We start from the raw sequence: 18,104 nt of genomic DNA, 5'->3' as shown, positions 1-18,104 counted from the left end.
AATAAAATTAACTATCCGATCAAATTTTGTTACAGTTAGGTTTATGAATTTTTCAGTAAGGTTAATGAATAATAAAGATATTTCTGAAGTCGCAATAATTGAGCGACAAGCCTTTCCAACTATGTGGCCCCCTATTCCTTTTAAACGTGAACTTGGTAATAAGTTTGCTGAATATTTTGTTATTGATTGCAAGATAGATGACAATTTAGTTTTACCCGAAACTAAAACAAAAACATCTTTTCTAAAGAAATCTGTAAAAAAAATACAGGATTTATTTTCCTCTAATAGATCAGATTCAAAGAATTCGTTTATAGTTGGTTATATTGGGATATGGTATTCGTTGGATGAGGCACATATAACTTCTATTGCAACAAGAGAAGAATTTAGAGGTATGGGTTTAGGTGAAATGTTGATAATCGTTGCATTTCAAAGAGCTTTTCAAAGAAAATCAAATACGCTGACATTGGAAGTGCGAGTATCAAATGAAATTGCACAGAATTTATATTCTAAATACGAAATGATAGAGGTTGGTATAAGAAAGAGATATTACTCTGATAATCAAGAAGACGCATTAATTATGACTGCCGATGATATAAATACTGACGATTTTTATCAAAAAATTCAAACAAAAATCAAAAAATATTTGGATATACATCAGAATACCAGATTACTTGGCGACAAATAAATAAATTGTTAAATCTACAATAGTATATATAGATGTTTAGTATTGACATTAGATTCATGATCGGTTTTGATTTATTTGTGATATGAGACTGATTGCAAGGGTACATTATCCGAAGGCACTAAATCTATTTCATATCAATAGGGTTTTTTTAATCAAAGGCAAGGACCCTCCCTGGGGTTTCGAAGGTCAGAAAGGAGTTAAGATGCCCAAAATAATTTTTATTACTTGTTTTAGATTGTCGATGAAAGGAGGAGAATATGTCTAATAGGTATCCAAAAGTCACTTACACCGAGCAAGGTTTAAGAGAAGGTATGCAAATCGAGGATGCTAATATTGCTATCGATGATAAAATCGAATTGCTAAATGCATTAGGTGAAACCGGTTTAAAAAACATAGTTGTTGGATCTTTTGTGAGCCCGCGATATACTCCACAAATGGCTAGAATGGATGAATTAATGTCCAAGTTTAAGCCTATTGAAGGTGTAACATATACTGCACTTGCTCTTAATGAAAGAGGAGTTGAAAGAGCCAAAGAATATTCGCCGCCTCTTACTATTGAACGAGGCTCAGGCCGACCTTCATTAAGTTGTCATATGTGTGACGTATTTGTTAGAAGAAATACGAATAGGTCACAAATGCAAGAGATGGAAAATTGGCCTAAAGTTATTGCCCGAGCAATAGAATCAGGTGCAAAGGAAGCTGGTATAGGTGCTAATGCTTCTTTTGGATCTAATTTCCTCGGGGATTTTTCAGTAGACCAATATATGGCATTACTTGAGCATCAACATGCTCTTTGGGAAGATGCAGGTATTAAGGTAACTCAAGCTAGTATGGGTGATCCTATGGGATGGGTTCATCCAGAAAAAGTAGAACAAATTATTTATCGTGTGAAAGAAAAATGGCCAGAAGTTACTCATTGGTCTTTACATTCTCACAATAGTAGAGGAATGGCAGTAACATCACACTATGCAGCATTACGTGCTCTTGGTCCAGAAGATGATTTAGCTCTTGATGGAACAATTGGTGGTTTCGGTGGTTGCCCTTATTGTGGTAATGGAAGAGCTACAGGGATGGCTCCAACTGAAGATACAATGCATATGATGGAAGATATGGGTATTGATACAGGTGTAGATTTAGATAAATTAATTGAGACTGTATGGATGGCTGAAGAAATCCTAGGAAGACAGTTGTGGGGACACGTTTCAAGAGCTGGACCCAGACCTTCAAACGGTATTGATGGTAGAAATGTGAAGACCAAGGTATACGATATGAATGCTCCTTTCGTAGAGACATTGGAACAAACCAAACATTTCAAACTTGGTTCAAAGGCTTACGAAGGTGGAGTCTATCCATGGCGCGAACCTATTGCAAGTCCATATAAAGATAGACTTGATAAAGGATTGCCAGTTTTTGAGGTAGATGGTGATTGGCCTTGGAAAGAAGATTGGTTCCCAAAGCCATCAAATTAATCGAATAGATTATAATTTGTAGAGCGAACTTCAATATTCTGGGGTTCGCTCTATAATTTTTAGGACATGAGGGAGGAAAGTTGCTACCTTTAGATGATGTATTAGTATTAGAAATAGGTTCAAGTATATCTAGCTCATATTGTTGTAAAATTTTAGCTGATTATGGTGCTAATATTGTCAAGATTGAAACAATAGACGGTGATTCAATAAGAAACGAAGAACCATTTATTACAGATTCTTCAAATGATGACCATAGTACTCTTTTTTTGAGTTTAAATACAGGGAAAAAAAGTATCTCAGTTGATTTTGATAGTGAAAAATCAATAGATATTATTGTTCAACTAGCGCAGAAAGCAGATGTAATTATAGATGGAACATCACCAGGATTTCTCGAAACAAAAGGGGTGCTTTTTTCAGATTTACTAGAAATCAATCCTAGTCTGATAATTACATCAATAACACCTTATGGCCAAAGTGGCCCAAATAGTAATTGGAACTGGTCTCAAATAAGCTTAGAGGCTTATGGTGGTAATATGTACGTTAGTGGTGATTATGATGGTGAACCTATGTCATTTGGCGTTCCATTATTTCAATATGTGGCAGGTCAGGTAGCACTAAGTTCAACAATGATGGCGTTATTATGCGTTGATCGTTATGGAGGTCAATATATTGATATCAGCATTGCTGAAGTAGTTACTTCATGTATACCTTACGCTTTGCAATATTACACATATACAGGAGCTATTTGGGGCCGAGGACCTAAGGATCGGTTGCTATTTGGCGTAGACTTGTGGCCAGCCAGTAATGGCCATGTAGGCCTTTCAGTAATCCGAAGTACGGATTTCGAAGAAATTGCAGCATTTCTCGGAGTTCCTGAAATGTATGAAGATAAATTTTCAACGCCACAAGGTAGGGAAGAAAATTATGAAGAATTAAAATCTTTATATTTAAATCGACTACAAGAAATAGATAAAGATGAATTTTTTCACGAGGCTCATGCTTGGCGATTGATGGCTAGTAGGGAATTAAATCCAAAAGAGTTATTACATTGTGAACAGTTAATTGAAAGAGATTATTTTACAAATATTGACCACGGAATATTATCTGGCTTACCTCATGTTTCAAATATATTAGGTTTAAATAAAACTAAAGGAATACCCAAGGAAGGAGCACCTTCTTTGGGTCAGCACTCAGAAGATATTTTAACAACTATTCTTAATTTTGAATCTGATGTAATCAAAGATATGAAAGACAAAGGGATAATTAAATAACGATGAATAATAAACCATTACCATTACAAGGAGTAAGAATAATTGAAACTTCAGATATACTAGCTTTGCCAATGGCAATGAGTATTTTAGGCGATATGGGTGCTGAAATAATACATGTGGAATATGCGCAAAGACCAAACTTTTACAGATTTTTAGGCCCTTTCCCCGAAGGAGATCCAGGTATAAATTGGCATGATCGTTCAGGTGCTTTTAATGGTTCAAATAGAAGTAAGAAAAGTTTTACTTTAAATTTGTCAGAGGATAGCGGACGTGATTTATTCAAGCATTTGGTTTCTATTTCAGATATTGTCGCCGAAAACTTTTCTGCTAGAGTTATGGCAAATTTAGGTTTAGATTATGAACAATTAAAAGAGATAAAACCTGATTTAATTATGCTTTCTAATTCTGGCTATGGACATAGTGGACCTTGGAAAGATTATGTGGGAATGGCCCAAGTAATAGAGGCAGCCACTACTTCTCATCTTACTGGATTTTCTGATAAAACTCCGAGTAAAGCTGGGCAGTCGATAATGGATCTAGTTGTAGCTTGGAATATAGTAAGTGCAATCACAATGGCCTTATTTCATCGAAATAAAACGGGGGAGGGTCAATGGATTGACCATTCCATGCTTGAGGCTTGTACTCCAATAGTTAGCTCTCCATTGTTAGATGTTGCACATAATGATAAATATATTCAAAGGAATGGTAATCGCCATAATATTTATGCACCTCAAGGTTGTTATCCATGCAAGGGTAATGATGAATGGTTTGTTTTAACCATTAAAACAGATGATGAATGGGGAAAACTTTGTGATTTATTAAATAATGAAAGCTTGCCTGCAAATAAATATCCTAATAATGATGATCGCGTGATGAATCATGAAGAAATTGATAATCAAATTAAAAACTGGAGTAAGAATTTTTCTAAACAAGAGGTTGTTGAAAAATTACAATCTATGAATCTTGCTGCTGCCCCAGTTAATAATTCAAGAGATTTATTACTTGATAAACAATATAAATATCGAGAATTCTTTGAACAAGTTGATCATTTAGAAGAAACGAATATAGGTAAACGTATATATTCTGGATTACCATTTAATATGAGTAAAACCAATGGATTTATTCAAAGTCCTACAGCTCCTCTGGGATTTCATAATGCATATGTTTTATCGGAATTATTGGGTTTTAATGAAGATGATATTTTAGACCTTGAGGATGATGAAGTTGTATCTGAATATAAAAGTGGTTCAGAGGTACAAGATATGCGTGTTGGAAATATGCCTGCTGGTTATAAACCTGCTTCTCCATCTAATCAATCATTAATTGATAGAGGGGATGTAAGAGAAAATGATATTAATTATAAAAAAATTATTGAAGAGTTTTGATAAATTAGTGATAAATTGTGAACGATCAAATTTTTTCTGGCCTTAATTGTGAGCAACAGGATGCTGTCACTACAACAGATGGGCCTTTGCTGGTTTTAGCTGGCCCTGGTAGTGGTAAAACAAGGGTTATAACCCATCGTATATCCTATTTAGTCAGTGAACTATTGATTGATTCTCAAAATATCTTGGCAGTAACTTTTACTAATCGTGCTGCCAATGAAATCAAAGATCGTATAAACAATATGATCACAGGTAGAAATGCTTTTAATCTTCGATGTGGAACCTTTCATAGTTTTTGTGTTTATATATTGAGGCAACATGGAAAGTTTATTGGTCTGAATCAGAATTTCGTTATTTATGATGATAATGATCAATTACAGGTTATAACTGAATCCTTAAAAGAATTACAAATAGATATCAAGAGATTTCCTTCCCGGTCTGTATTAGCTTCAATTTCGAAACATAAAAGTAATTTAATATCGTACGAAATACTGAGTGGTACAAGTAAAAACTTTTATGATGAAATCGTAGCTAGAGTATACGAAAATTATCAAAATACTTTAAATTCAAATAGTGCTTTGGATTTTGATGATCTTCTAATGAAAGCCGTACAATTATTGCAAAATTCTAAAGAAATTTCTGATTTTTATAGTAATAAATATGAACATCTGATGATCGATGAATTTCAAGACACAAATATAGCTCAATATACCTTAATGAAATTGTTAGGCAATAAGTATCAGAATATATGTGTTGTGGGGGACCCCAATCAATCAATATATTCATGGAGAAACGCAGATATTAGAAATATATTGTCTTTTCAAAAAGATTATCCAAATACAAAGATTATTCATCTTTCTCAAAATTATCGATCTACGCAAAATATATTAGATGCTGCTTCTAAACTTATAGCTTCTAATAATGCAAATGTTATCAATAAATTATGGACTGATAATGGTACTGGAGAAGCTTTAATTGTAGATGAAGGATATTCTGAAAAAGAAGAAGCAGAAAAAATTATTCATGAAATAGAACGTTTAGTAAAATTGAAAAAATATAAATGGGATCAATGCGCAATAATGTATAGAGTAAATGCTCAATCACGTGTAATAGAAGAGGCATGTCTATCAAATAGAATTCCATACAAAATTGTAGGTGGTATTAAATTCTATAGTCGAAAAGAAATCAGGGATGTGATTTCATACCTTAAGGTTATTGCAAATCCGGATGATGATATTAGTATCGCTCGAATAATTAATGTTCCACCAAGAGGTATTGGTACTACTAGCTATAATAAATTGGTTGATTTCGCTAAAAAAAATAATAAAACAATTTATCAAATTCTCACTACATTCAATAAGGCAGATGAATTGCAACAATTAATTGGATTAACAAGACGGGCTGCTGCATCTATGGAGGTATTCTCTAATTTGTTAGAAAAATTAATCACAGAATCTGTAGGTATAACACCTTCGGAAATAATTCAAAAAATAATTACCGATGTGGGATACCAAGCATATCTTCAACAGGATGAAACTAATGGCCTTGATCGTTTAGAAAATGTAATGGAATTAAAAGGACTGGCTTTACAATTACACGAAACAGAAGAAATAACGTCAATGACAGATTATTTAGATAGGATAGCTTTAGTTAGTGATATAGACAGTTTAGATCCCAATGAAAATTCGGTAACGCTAATTACTCTACATCAATCAAAAGGATTAGAATTTCCAGTGGTTTTTATAGCAGGAATGGAAGAAGGATTATTACCTCACATAAGAAGTATGGATGATCCAGTACAATTAGAAGAAGAGAGGAGACTTTGTTATGTGGGTATTACTCGTGCAGAAAAGCTACTTTATTTATTAAGGGCATATAAACGATATGGTTTTGGACAGGGTAGTCAAATTAGTATTCCTTCGCGTTTTTTATCAGATATTTCAGATTTAAATGTACAAAGTTTAGAAAAAACTACTTCAAATATAAATAAAAATATGATTATACCAAGTTCTAATAATAACCAACAAGAAAAAGTTCATTCATTAGATCCTATTGAAATAGGCACAAAAGTCCTACACAAAACTTTTGGTGAAGGTATTGTGTTGTTATGTACTGAAAGTGGAAATGATTATGTAGTTGATGTGCATTTCACTTCCGCAGGCAAAAAGAAATTATTGGTGAGTTTAGCCAATCTACAAATAATTGGGCAAACTAAGTGATTTTAGTTTGACATAAATTCAAATATACATTATAATAGATGTTTATATTTTATATAACAGGCTTATCATATCATATATAAGTTTCCAAAATAGCTGGGGTATCCCATTTTCTTTTTGCCATTCCTTATGGGATGGTATTTTTTACATTCAATAAGGAGTGTGTTTCATATGGTTGCTATTGAACCTTCTGCCAGTATTAAGCGTATTGAAAATAGTTTTGCTTCGAGTACCCTTGAAGCAAGTGTGCCAAACTTAATTCAGGTATTGAGTCAATCTTTTGAGTCATTTAAAACAGAGGGAATGACAGAATTATTAAATGAAATTTCACCAATAGAGGATTTTAATAATACTCGTTACGAGCTAAATTTTGTAAGTCATGAGTTCCGAGAACCCAAATACAGTGAATCAGAATGTAGAGAATTAGAAAAAACTTATGCATCGGCTTTATATGTTACTGCCCAATTGAAAATAAAACAGACCGGAGAAATCAAAGAGAATCAAATATTTCTTGCTGATATACCATTTATGACATCAAACGGTACATTTATTATTAACGGTGCTGAACGTGTTGTAGTTAGTCAGCTTGTTAGATCTCCAGGTGTATATTTTACAGTCGAAGAAGATCCTGTAACAGGAAGAAAAATGGGAAATGCTAAATTTGTTCCATATCGTGGTGCATGGTTAGAATTTGAAACAAGTTCGAGGGACATAATTTCTGTAAAAGTCGACAGGAAAAGAAGAATACCTGTAACCACGTTTTTGCGTGCAATAGGTTTTGATTCACCTCAAGCTATTTTAGAAGAATTTAAATCTTTTGATACTGATGCAGACCACACTTATATCAAAACTACTCTTGATCGCGATCCTAATGCTATAGAGCGAAAAGATGCTTTAATTGAATTATACCGACATATAAGACCAGGAGAGCCTCCAACTTTGGAAAACTCCGAAGCGATGTTGCACAATTTATTTTTTAATCCTAGAAGGTATGACTTAGGCAGGGTGGGAAGATATAAGGTTAACAAGAGACTAGGTGGTGATTATAATATCGAAGATAAAACTCTTACCAAGTCAGACATTGTGGCAGTGGTTAAGAAAATTCTAGATATCAATAATGGTCGTGAAACTCCAGACGATATTGACCATTTAGGCAATAGGAGAGTTCGTGCCGTTGGTGAATTAATACAAAATCAATTACGAGTAGGTCTCGTTAGAATGGAACGTGTTGTAAAAGAACGTATGACCATTAACGACCCGGAAACCACAACACCTTCTTCATTAATTAATCAGAGACCAGTGGGCGCGGCAGTGAGAGAATTTTTCGGTGGATCTCAATTATCCCAATTTATGGATCAGACTAACCCATTGGCTGAGTTAACTCATAAGAGAAGACTTTCAGCACTAGGACCAGGAGGTTTATCTAGAGAAAGAGCAGGGTTTGATGTAAGAGACGTACACCATTCTCACTATGGCAGAATCTGCCCTATTGAAACACCTGAGGGTCCAAATATTGGTTTGTTGGGTTCACTTGCAACTTATGCTCGTACCAATGAATTTGGATTTATTGAAACACCTTATAGAAAGGTTATTCATGAATTACTTTCGCATGATGGAGAGTTGATTGGTAGAACAATTAATGAACCTGTAAGAGACGATCAAGGTAAAACTATGATTAGAAAAGGATCTGTAGTTACAAATAGAACTTTTACTAAATTAAGTTCTATACCTGAAATGAAAATAAAAGTTCAGGCTTATGTTACAGATAAATCCGAACATATACATTATTTATCTGCCGATGATGAAGAAAAGTATGTAATTGCTCAAGCAAATGCAATACTTGATGAAAAAGGACAAATTTCTAGCGAGAAAATTGAAGTTCGAAGGGGTGAGGATTTTGCAATTGAAAGTCCTGACCAGATTGATTATATGGATATTTCTCCAAAACAAATTGTTAGTGTTTCAACCGCTTTAATTCCTTTTTTGGAGCATGACGACGCTAATAGAGCATTGATGGGTTCAAATATGCAAAGACAAGCAGTTCCATTATTGAGACCTGATGCTCCAATTGTTAGTACGGGTATGGAACGAAGAGTTGCTATTGATTCAGGCCAGGTAGTGATTTCTGACGTAGATGGTGAAGTTACAGTTTGTGGAAGTGACTATATAGTTATAAAAGATAATCAAGGCAAAGATCATGAATATCAATTAAGAAAATTCTTTAGGACAAATCAAGGTACTTGCATGAATCAAAGACCTATTGTTTTTAAAGGAGATAAGGTTTATGCAGGTCAACCAATTGCTGATTCCTCTTCTACTGATGGTGGAAGATTGGCACTGGGACAAAATGTACTAGTAGCGTTTATGAGTTGGGAAGGATATAACTTTGAGGATGCAATAATTGTAAGCGAAAGATTGCTTCAAGAAGATAAATTTACCTCTATCCATATTGAAAAACATGAATGTGAGGCTAGAGATACAAAAATTGGTCCGGAAGAAATAACAAGAGATATACCAAATGTCGGAGAGGAAAGTCTTCGAAATTTGGATGAAGATGGAATAATTATGCCTGGGGCTGAAGTAGGTCCAGGTGACATATTAGTCGGTAAAATTACGCCAAAAGGCGAAACAGACTTAAGTGCAGAAGAGAAACTATTGAGGGCTATATTTGGAGAAAAAGCTCGTGATGTTAAGGACTCTTCTTTAAGAGTTCCGCATGGTGAAAGAGGTAAAGTAACGAAAGTTAGCATATTTAGTAGAGACAATGGAGATGATTTACCTGCTGGAGCAAATAAACTAGTGAGAGTTTGGATTGCACAAACTAGAAAAATATCAGTAGGCGATAAAATGGCGGGACGTCATGGGAATAAAGGGGTTATTTCTAGAATAATGCCAGTAGAAGATATGCCATACACAGCTGATGGTACCCCAGTAGATATAATTTTGAACCCATTGGGAGTCCCTTCAAGAATGAATCTTGGCCAGGTTTTAGAGACTCATCTGGGTATGGGTGCTAAAGGAATGAATTTTGATGCAGTAACACCAGTATTTGATGGCGCAAGCGATCTTGGAATTCAGGATACTTTAGCTAAATCTTGGTTTGTGGCCGAATCTGCTTGTATACAAAAACATGGATCTATAAACCTTGATTTACTAAGAGATTGGCTATCTGAAAGAGGTTATAACTATGAAGAAATTTATCGAGAAGATATAGTCGGATTAGCTACAGAAGCTTGCCATCGTATCTGGCTTAATAATCGCAATGTTTCTACCGATGGTTTATCCAGAGAAGAGTTAAATGACAAAATCAGAGAGTTAAATGCTAACCATGATGATGTTCCACCGACTTTTGGAAAAACTAAACTGTATGATGGTAGAACAGGCGAGGCTTTTGATATGCCAGTTACAGTAGGTCTTGTTTATATGCTCAAACTAATTCATTTAGTTGAAGATAAGATACATGCTCGATCTACAGGTCCATATTCTTTAATAACACAACAACCTTTGGGCGGTAAGGCTCAATTTGGAGGTCAAAGGTTTGGAGAAATGGAAGTTTGGGCATTAGAAGCGTATAGCTCTGCTCATAACTTGCAAGAAATGTTAACGGTTAAGTCTGATGATGTATTAGGTCGGGTAAAAACATATGAATCAATTATTAAAGGTGAAGATATAGTACAGCCTGGAATTCCAGAATCTTTTAATGTACTTCTAAAAGAATTACAAAGTTTAGGTCTTTCGGTTGAATTATTACGAGAAGCAGACCAACCTTTTGGCCTTTTAAATGAATATGATGAGGCTGCCTTACTTGATATGGATATAGACACTGACCAAATAATTCCAAGTTTTGAGGATGATGAAATTGCTTCCAATTTGGATACAGCCGGTAATTTGGCAAATTTAAAAGATAGTGGATTTATTGATTCCGTAGATGTGGATGAAGAACTTTAATTATTCAACAATCTTAATATCAATTTGCATACATAAATACACAAAGAGGTAGATAAAGGATGACAACTGAAACTCCTGAATTTAATGCGGTAAAAATAGGTATAGCATCTCCAGAACAAATTTTGAATTGGTCTTATGGAGAGGTAACAAAACCTGAAACAATAAATTACAGAACTTTGCGTCCTGAAAAAGATGGATTGTTCTGTGAAAAGATATTTGGCCCTACAAAAGATTGGGAATGCTATTGTGGCAAGTATAAAAAATTACGTTATAAGGGCGTTATTTGTGATCGTTGTGGTGTAGAGGTGACACGAAGTAAAGTTCGTAGAGAAAGAATGGGTCATATAAAATTAGCCGCACCAGTTGCACATATATGGTTTGCTAAGGGTTCTCCTACACGTTTGGGTTTATTATTAGATATTTCACCTAGAAATTTAGAAAGAGTGTTATATTTTGCTCAATATATTATTACTTCCATAGATCAAGAATCTTTAGATTTATTATTAAGTGAGATGCGGCAGCAAGAAGAACAAATAGAACAAAATAGTATGGAAGCAATTCTTGCGGCAGTAAACAATTATATTGAACACAATAAATTAGATTATGGTGTTTTTGATGAACAAAATATAGCAAAATTATTAGCTGTCTCTGAATCTGATGATGATAAAGAGTTAGTAAAAATTTCTCAAATTGCAACTGAAATTAAAGCAAGTTTTGAGACTTCTTTAGCACAAATTAAAATTAAAATTGATGATATTGAACAAGTAGCTCTTATGCAGCTTCTTACTGAAAATCGATATCGTGAACTTAGAGATTCATTAGGCGATAGATTTACTGCAGCTATGGGTGCAGGTTCAATCATGGAAATTTTAGAAGGTATTGATCTAGATGTTCTGAGAGATGAACTAGCTGAAGAAATAAAAGTAACAGCAGGACAGAGACGTAAAAAGGCTGTTAAAAGACTAAGAATTGTTGAATCATTTCGTCGTAGCGGAAACCGATCAGAGTGGATGATAATGACAGTTTTACCAGTCTTACCTCCTGATTTACGGCCAATGGTACAACTAGATGGCGGTCGTTTTGCAACGAGTGATTTAAACGATTTATATAGAAGAGTTATCAATCGAAATAACAGGCTAAGAAGGTTATTAGAACTTGAAGCTCCTGAAATAATTGTTCGTAATGAAAAAAGAATGTTACAAGAAGCTGTTGATGCTTTAATTGATAACGGTAGACATGGAAGAGCTATTGCTGGAAGTCATAACCATAAACTAAAATCCTTATCAGATTTGTTGAGGGGAAAACAAGGACGATTTAGACAAAACTTACTTGGAAAGCGAGTAGATTATAGTGGGAGATCTGTTATTGTTGTTGGTCCCGAACTACAAATGCATCAGTGTGGTTTGCCAAAAAAAATGGCGTTAGAATTGTTTAAGCCTTTTGTTATGAATCGATTAGTTATGGAAGGTCATGCACACAATGTAAAAAGTGCTAAAAGAATGGTAGAAAATGGGAGGGAAGAAGTTTGGGATATTTTAGAAGAAGTGATATCGGGGAGACCTGTTCTTCTTAATAGAGCTCCAACATTACATAGATTAGGTATTCAAGCTTTTCAACCAGTTTTAGTAGAAGGAAGTGCAATTCGTCTACATCCATTAGTTTGTACTGCTTTTAATGCTGATTTTGATGGAGATCAAATGGCTGTTCATGTCCCATTATCAGAAGAAGCAGTTAGAGAGGCGAGTGAAATAATGCTCAGCACTCATAATATGCTACGACCTAGTTCAGGAGAACCAATTGTGTCGCCTACTTTAGATATAGTTTTAGGTTGTTATTATCTCACCCATATTGAAGAAGAAGCAGTACATACAAACAATAGATATTTGAGTTCTACAAGTGCTAGACAGGCGTATGACGCTGATTTAATAGGGTTACATGATCTGATTTCGATTAAAGTAGAAGATGAATGGATAGATACTACTGCAGGTAGAATAATCTTTAATGAAATTCTTCCAAAAGAATTGTCATTTAGAAATGTTGAAATGAATTCGGACAATTTGGGTGAATTGATTAACGAATGTTATGCAGAGTTAGGAAATTTAATTACTGCTGAGATATTAGATTCAATTAAAAAAATTGGTTTTGGTTATGCTACAAAATCTGGTACCACAATTTCAATAAATGATATTACAATTTCTCCTAAAAAACAGGCTTTGATAAATCAAGCTACTGAAGATGTCGATGAAATTGAGGAAGAATATCTAAATGGATTGTTAAGTGATGAAGAACGGTACCAACGATCAATTGCTATTTGGACAAAAACTAGTGACGATATGACTGGTGTAATAAGAGAATCACTACCTGGCTATGGTGGGGTTTATATGATGGCAAATTCGGGTGCTAAAGGTAACTTGGCACAAATTAAACAAATGGCAGGTATGCGAGGTTTAATGAGTAATCCTCGTGGTAGAATTATTGAATTGCCGATTAAATCAAGTTTCCGTGAAGGTCTTTCGGTTCTTGAATATTTTATCTCAACTCACGGTGCTAGAAAGGGATTAACTGATACTGCTTTGAGAACTGCAGATAGCGGATATTTGACTAGAAGGCTTATAGATATATCACAAGACGTAATTATATTGCATGAAGAATGTGATGCTACAGAAGGTTATTGGATTGAGGACGAACCTGACAATCCATTGCGTCCCCCATTTGAATATAGAATTACTGGAAGAGTAGTATCTGAAAAAGTAATTCATCCAGATACAGGAGAAATTTTAGTTGAAGAGCTGATTACTATTGATAGATTAATGGCAAAGAGAATTATTGAATCAGGAGTAAAACGGGTTCAGGTACACTCTCCTTTAACTTGTACTTGCTGGCGTGGCATATGCCGACAATGTTATGGTCAAAGTCTTGCTACAGGTCAAACTCCACTTATAGGAGAATCAATAGGAATTATAGCAGCACAAAGTATTGGAGAACCTGGAACACAGCTTACAATGAGAACATTCCATACTGGAGGAATTGCTGGAGATGATATAACTTCAGGTTTACCTCGTGTAGAAGAATTATTTGAAGCAAGGGTTCCTAAGGGTGTTGCAACGTTAAGTGAAATTGACGGTGTAGTTGAAATAGTTAACGACTTAGAGGTACGCCGTATTGTTGTAACTGATGAACGAGATGTTGATGAAGAATATATTCTTCCAGAAGGGTATAAATTCATTGTAAAAAATAAACAATCAGTTGAACTAGGTGATATTTTAGCAGAATACAAGCCTAAAAAATCTTCCAAGAAAACAGATGAAGATTCTGATGAAAATTTACCAATGATTGCTAAAATTTCTGGAGTAGTTGAATTAAATAAAACTTCTATAAAGTTGAAATGGAAAGAAATACAAAGGCGTGAATACTTAATTCCACTTTCTGCAAGTTTAAATATAACAGACGGTGAGATTATTACAGCAGGAACAGCCCTGACCGTTGGTCCTCAAAATCCCCAAGATATATTGCGTATTTTAGGTAGAGAGGCTGTCCAAAAGTACCTTATCTCACAAGTTCAAGCCGTTTATCGTTCACAAGGAATAACAATTAATGATAAACATATTGAGATTATTGTTCGTCAGATGCTTAGAAAAGTTCGAGTAGATCAAGCTGGAGATACGGAACTTTTACCCGGCGAGATGATCGATAGATTCGTATTTGAGGAACAAAACAGGAAAATTATTGAAGAAAACGGTAATCCTGCAATTGGAAGTCCAGTTCTTCTTGGAGTTACCAGGGCGTCTTTAAATACTGAAAGTTTCCTTGCAGCTGCGTCCTTCCAAGAAACTACAAGGGTACTAACAGAAGCAGCAGTAAGTGGATCCACAGATCCTTTACTTGGTCTTAAAGAAAATGTGATTATCGGTAGGTTAATTCCAGCCAGATTAGATATCTCTGAAGAAGGCCGTGAAAGATATAATCTTCCTTATTACGATGATACCATTTCTGTTTCAAGCGCTGATGAAGATAAAGATTTAGTAGAAAGTTTATCTATATCTGATGATATTATTTCTTCTGATCCCTTTGCCGCTGTTCCAATCGAAGATATTGATGGTGTAGATTTTCTATCTAGTGGTTTCCAAATGGAAAATGAAAATACCGAAGAATCAGAAGAAGATTCATAATTTCCTAAAGTAAACTTTTCTAATCACCTTATCTTTTAATATGATATAGGTAATAGCTATAGCTACTATAGTTATCATGGTATTGATTTATATCTGATATGGGTAGATAATACTGCTTTCTCAAAAAATAATTTGTAAAGATGATGTTTTTAGGAAGAGAGGTTAATATGTCCACTACAGAAAAATTAGCTAAATTTGTCGTTGAATCGAAATTTGATAGCTATCCTGAAGAGGCGTCAAGCCAAATAAAGAAATCTATCTTAGATGGAATAGGTACATGTTTAGAGAGTACGATTCGTCCAATCGGAAGGATAATAAGTGAATTTACAGAAGAATTAGGTGGAAATTCGGATTCTCGTTTGTTGGGAAGTGGAATAGAAACCTCAGCAGTAAATGCTGCTTTTGCAAACGGTGTACTAACTCATGGGGCTGATTATGACGATAGTGGTAAAGGTTTTGGCCATACTGCATGTGTTTTGATGCCAACAGTATTAGCTTTAGGTGAACAATATAAACTTAGTGGCAAAGCTATTATGGATGCCTTCACAGTTGGTTTTGAGGTAGGATCTAAAGTTGGTTTGAATATTGGTGCAGATCATTATGAGAGAGGTTGGCATAAAACTTCTACCATGGGTGCATTAGGTGGAGCTGCTGCTGCAAGTAGAATACTAGATTTATCGGTAGATGAGACAAGAGCGGCTCTTGGAATAGCAACTTCAACCGCTTCAGGTGTTCGTGCAAATTTCGGTTATATGACCAAACCATACCATCCTGGTAATTCTGCTCGTGGTGGTATTGTTTCTGCAATGCTTGCTAAAAAAGGATTTAGTGCAAATCCATCTTCTATTGAAGGTCGCCATGGATATTTTGCAGTTTTTGGAGATCAACAAGCTAATTTAGATGGTGTTACTGAGAATTTAGGAAATCCATTGGCTATATGTAATGCAATACGAATTAAGCCTTGGCCATGTTGTGCAGGGACTCATGCCGCTTTAACATGTTTGGAAGAGATAAATGCCGAAACAAAAATAAACCCAGATGATATTACTGAAGTAGAAGTTTTGATTAGTCAAGAACCGTTAGAAATAGCACCAAATATGTGGGATCCTCAAACTGGTTTTAATGGTAAGTTTAGTCTATGGTATGTCATAGCTGCATATTTGTTGGATAATAAACTAGATATTAATTCATTTAGCGATAGAAAGGTTTTAAGATCCAAAGCTCAAGATCTAATAGGACGAATAAATATTAAGCAGCATAATGATTTTGCTCATTTGCCACCTCGTGCCATTGAATCAGCAAGATTTAATGAAATCAGTATAAAAATGAATGATGGTACAGTCTTATCTCATAGGGTTGAAATAGGTCGTCATTTAGAAGGTGAAGATGTAAAGACTAAGTTTAGAGATAATGCTAGACTTGCCGGTTTGAGTAAATCACAGATAGAAAGACTTATAGGATTAATTGATAATTTAGAGGATGTTGAGGATGTAACATCTATAGTTGATGCTTCAATAGCTAATGTAGCAACTGGTATTGACTAGGGATAAAAATACAATTCATTTTTTCTTTTAGAATTTTGATTAATTGATATAATGAAATAATGAAATATACAAAAGATACTATTACTGGTTCTTTGTTACATGATTTTGGAATTTCTACAAATACGTTAGAAAAAACACGAATCATCTTTATTCCTTACGTTCCATTTCCTTCATTTACTTTACCATCGGTATTTGGCAACGCCATTATATTTATGTATAAAAATAAATTAAATCTCAATAAAGAGTTGCAAGTTAAGGACAAGAAAAGTTTAGGTTTTTTATTGTATCAATATTGTCATGCCCATCAAGTATTAGAATGGGGTTCGTACTTCTATTTGTGGAGGCATTTTTATCATAAAATATTTTCTCGTAGAATTCCGAAAAAACATACTCATGTTGAAAGAGAATGTTATGCATGTGTAGATAATCTAATGACATCGGATATGGAAATACACAATTAAATTTTGCAAATATTAAATAAAATAGTGTAAATAACTCCTGATACCAAGTATAATTTTTCGGTAAGATAAATTGAGGCAGCATATGATTAATATAGATTTAAATGGGAAAAAAGGCATAGTTTTTGGTGTGGCAAATCACAGAAGTATTGCTTGGGCGATATCACAAAAACTTTTAGATGCTGGTGCGGAAGTTACTATAGCATATCAAAGTGAACGTTTTAAGTCGGGAGTTGAAAAACTTATAGACGGTTATAGTAATGCATCGTTAGAAGAATGTGATGTCTCAAGTGATGATTCGGTTTCAAATTTATTTGCTAATCTTAAGGATAAATACAAGAATATAGATTTTTTAGTTCATAGTATTGCTTTTGCTCCAAGGGAAGATTTAGCGGGTGAATTTGATGAAATATCTCGTGAAAACTTTAATATTGCTTTAGAAATAAGTTCCTTCTCATTGATTACTCTAGTCAATAATGCTACAAAGTTAATGAATGATGGTGGTAGCATTCTTGCACTTACATTCCAGGCATCTCAATCTGTATATCCTGGATATAATATTATGGGTGTAGCTAAAGCTGCTTTGGAAAACGAAGTTAAACAACTTGCTGCTGAATATGGTTCAAGAGAGATTAGAGTTAATGCCCTTTCACCAGGCCCTATGGATACGTTAGCTGCTAGAGGTATACATGGATTTATAGACATGAAAAAAATCCATGCTGCAAAAGCGCCTTTAAAACGAAATATAACACATGACGAAGTAGGTAATGCGGCGTTATTTTTATGTAGTGATTTAGCAACAGGTATCACAGGTACAATTTTACCTGTTGATGCTGGCTATCACATAATGGCTGTATGAGTAATAAGAAACCAAAACTTAAACGTATTCCTGAGGGTAGATCTGGTCATTTTTCTATAATTCATCGTTATCATCCACATTTATACTTCAATGGTAAATA

10 protein-coding genes are annotated in these 18,104 nt (G+C 34.5%); all 10 read left to right on the top strand.

Going from position 1 to position 18,104, the window contains the following annotated elements:
• Window positions 1-43: 43 nt before the first annotated feature.
• Complete coding sequence (gene rimI, locus FI695_00280) at window positions 44-685, top strand: ribosomal-protein-alanine N-acetyltransferase (protein ID MQG50399.1); 642 nt, start codon at window positions 44-46, stop codon at window positions 683-685.
• A 257-nt stretch (window positions 686-942) separates the two neighbouring features.
• Window positions 943-2,154 carry a citramalate synthase gene (locus tag FI695_00275; GenBank protein MQG50398.1) on the top strand — a complete coding sequence of 404 codons (1,212 nt, stop codon included), beginning with the start codon at window positions 943-945 and terminating at the stop codon, window positions 2,152-2,154.
• 80 nt (window positions 2,155-2,234) lie between these two features.
• Complete coding sequence (locus tag FI695_00270) at window positions 2,235-3,425, top strand: hypothetical protein (protein ID MQG50397.1); 1,191 nt, start codon at window positions 2,235-2,237, stop codon at window positions 3,423-3,425.
• A 2-nt stretch (window positions 3,426-3,427) separates the two neighbouring features.
• Complete coding sequence (locus FI695_00265) at window positions 3,428-4,810, top strand: CoA transferase (GenBank protein ID MQG50396.1); 1,383 nt, start codon at window positions 3,428-3,430, stop codon at window positions 4,808-4,810.
• 17 nt (window positions 4,811-4,827) lie between these two features.
• The gene (locus tag FI695_00260) at window positions 4,828-7,029 is read left to right on the top strand and encodes a hypothetical protein (protein MQG50395.1); all 2,202 of its coding nucleotides are present in this window, start codon (window positions 4,828-4,830) and stop codon (window positions 7,027-7,029) included.
• A gap of 168 nt (window positions 7,030-7,197) precedes the next feature.
• Window positions 7,198-10,974, top strand: a complete 3,777-nt coding sequence (locus FI695_00255) for a DNA-directed RNA polymerase subunit beta (protein ID MQG50394.1) — start codon at window positions 7,198-7,200, stop codon at window positions 10,972-10,974.
• 59 nt (window positions 10,975-11,033) lie between these two features.
• On the top strand, window positions 11,034-15,143 hold the full coding sequence (gene rpoC, locus FI695_00250; GenBank protein MQG50393.1) for a DNA-directed RNA polymerase subunit beta': 4,110 nt from the start codon (window positions 11,034-11,036) through the stop codon (window positions 15,141-15,143).
• 140 nt (window positions 15,144-15,283) lie between these two features.
• Complete coding sequence (locus tag FI695_00245; GenBank protein MQG50392.1) at window positions 15,284-16,687, top strand: MmgE/PrpD family protein; 1,404 nt, start codon at window positions 15,284-15,286, stop codon at window positions 16,685-16,687.
• A 59-nt stretch (window positions 16,688-16,746) separates the two neighbouring features.
• On the top strand, window positions 16,747-17,148 hold the full coding sequence (locus tag FI695_00240; GenBank protein MQG50391.1) for a hypothetical protein: 402 nt from the start codon (window positions 16,747-16,749) through the stop codon (window positions 17,146-17,148).
• Window positions 17,149-17,230: 82 nt separating this feature from the next.
• On the top strand, window positions 17,231-18,004 hold the full coding sequence (locus FI695_00235; GenBank protein MQG50390.1) for an enoyl-ACP reductase: 774 nt from the start codon (window positions 17,231-17,233) through the stop codon (window positions 18,002-18,004).
• Window positions 18,005-18,104: the final 100 nt, after the last annotated feature.

Source organism: SAR202 cluster bacterium (assembly GCA_009392515.1).
Classification (GTDB): domain Bacteria; phylum Chloroflexota; class Dehalococcoidia; order Lucifugimonadales; family UBA6952; genus UBA6952.
This window is presented reverse-complemented; position numbering and strand designations above follow the sequence as displayed.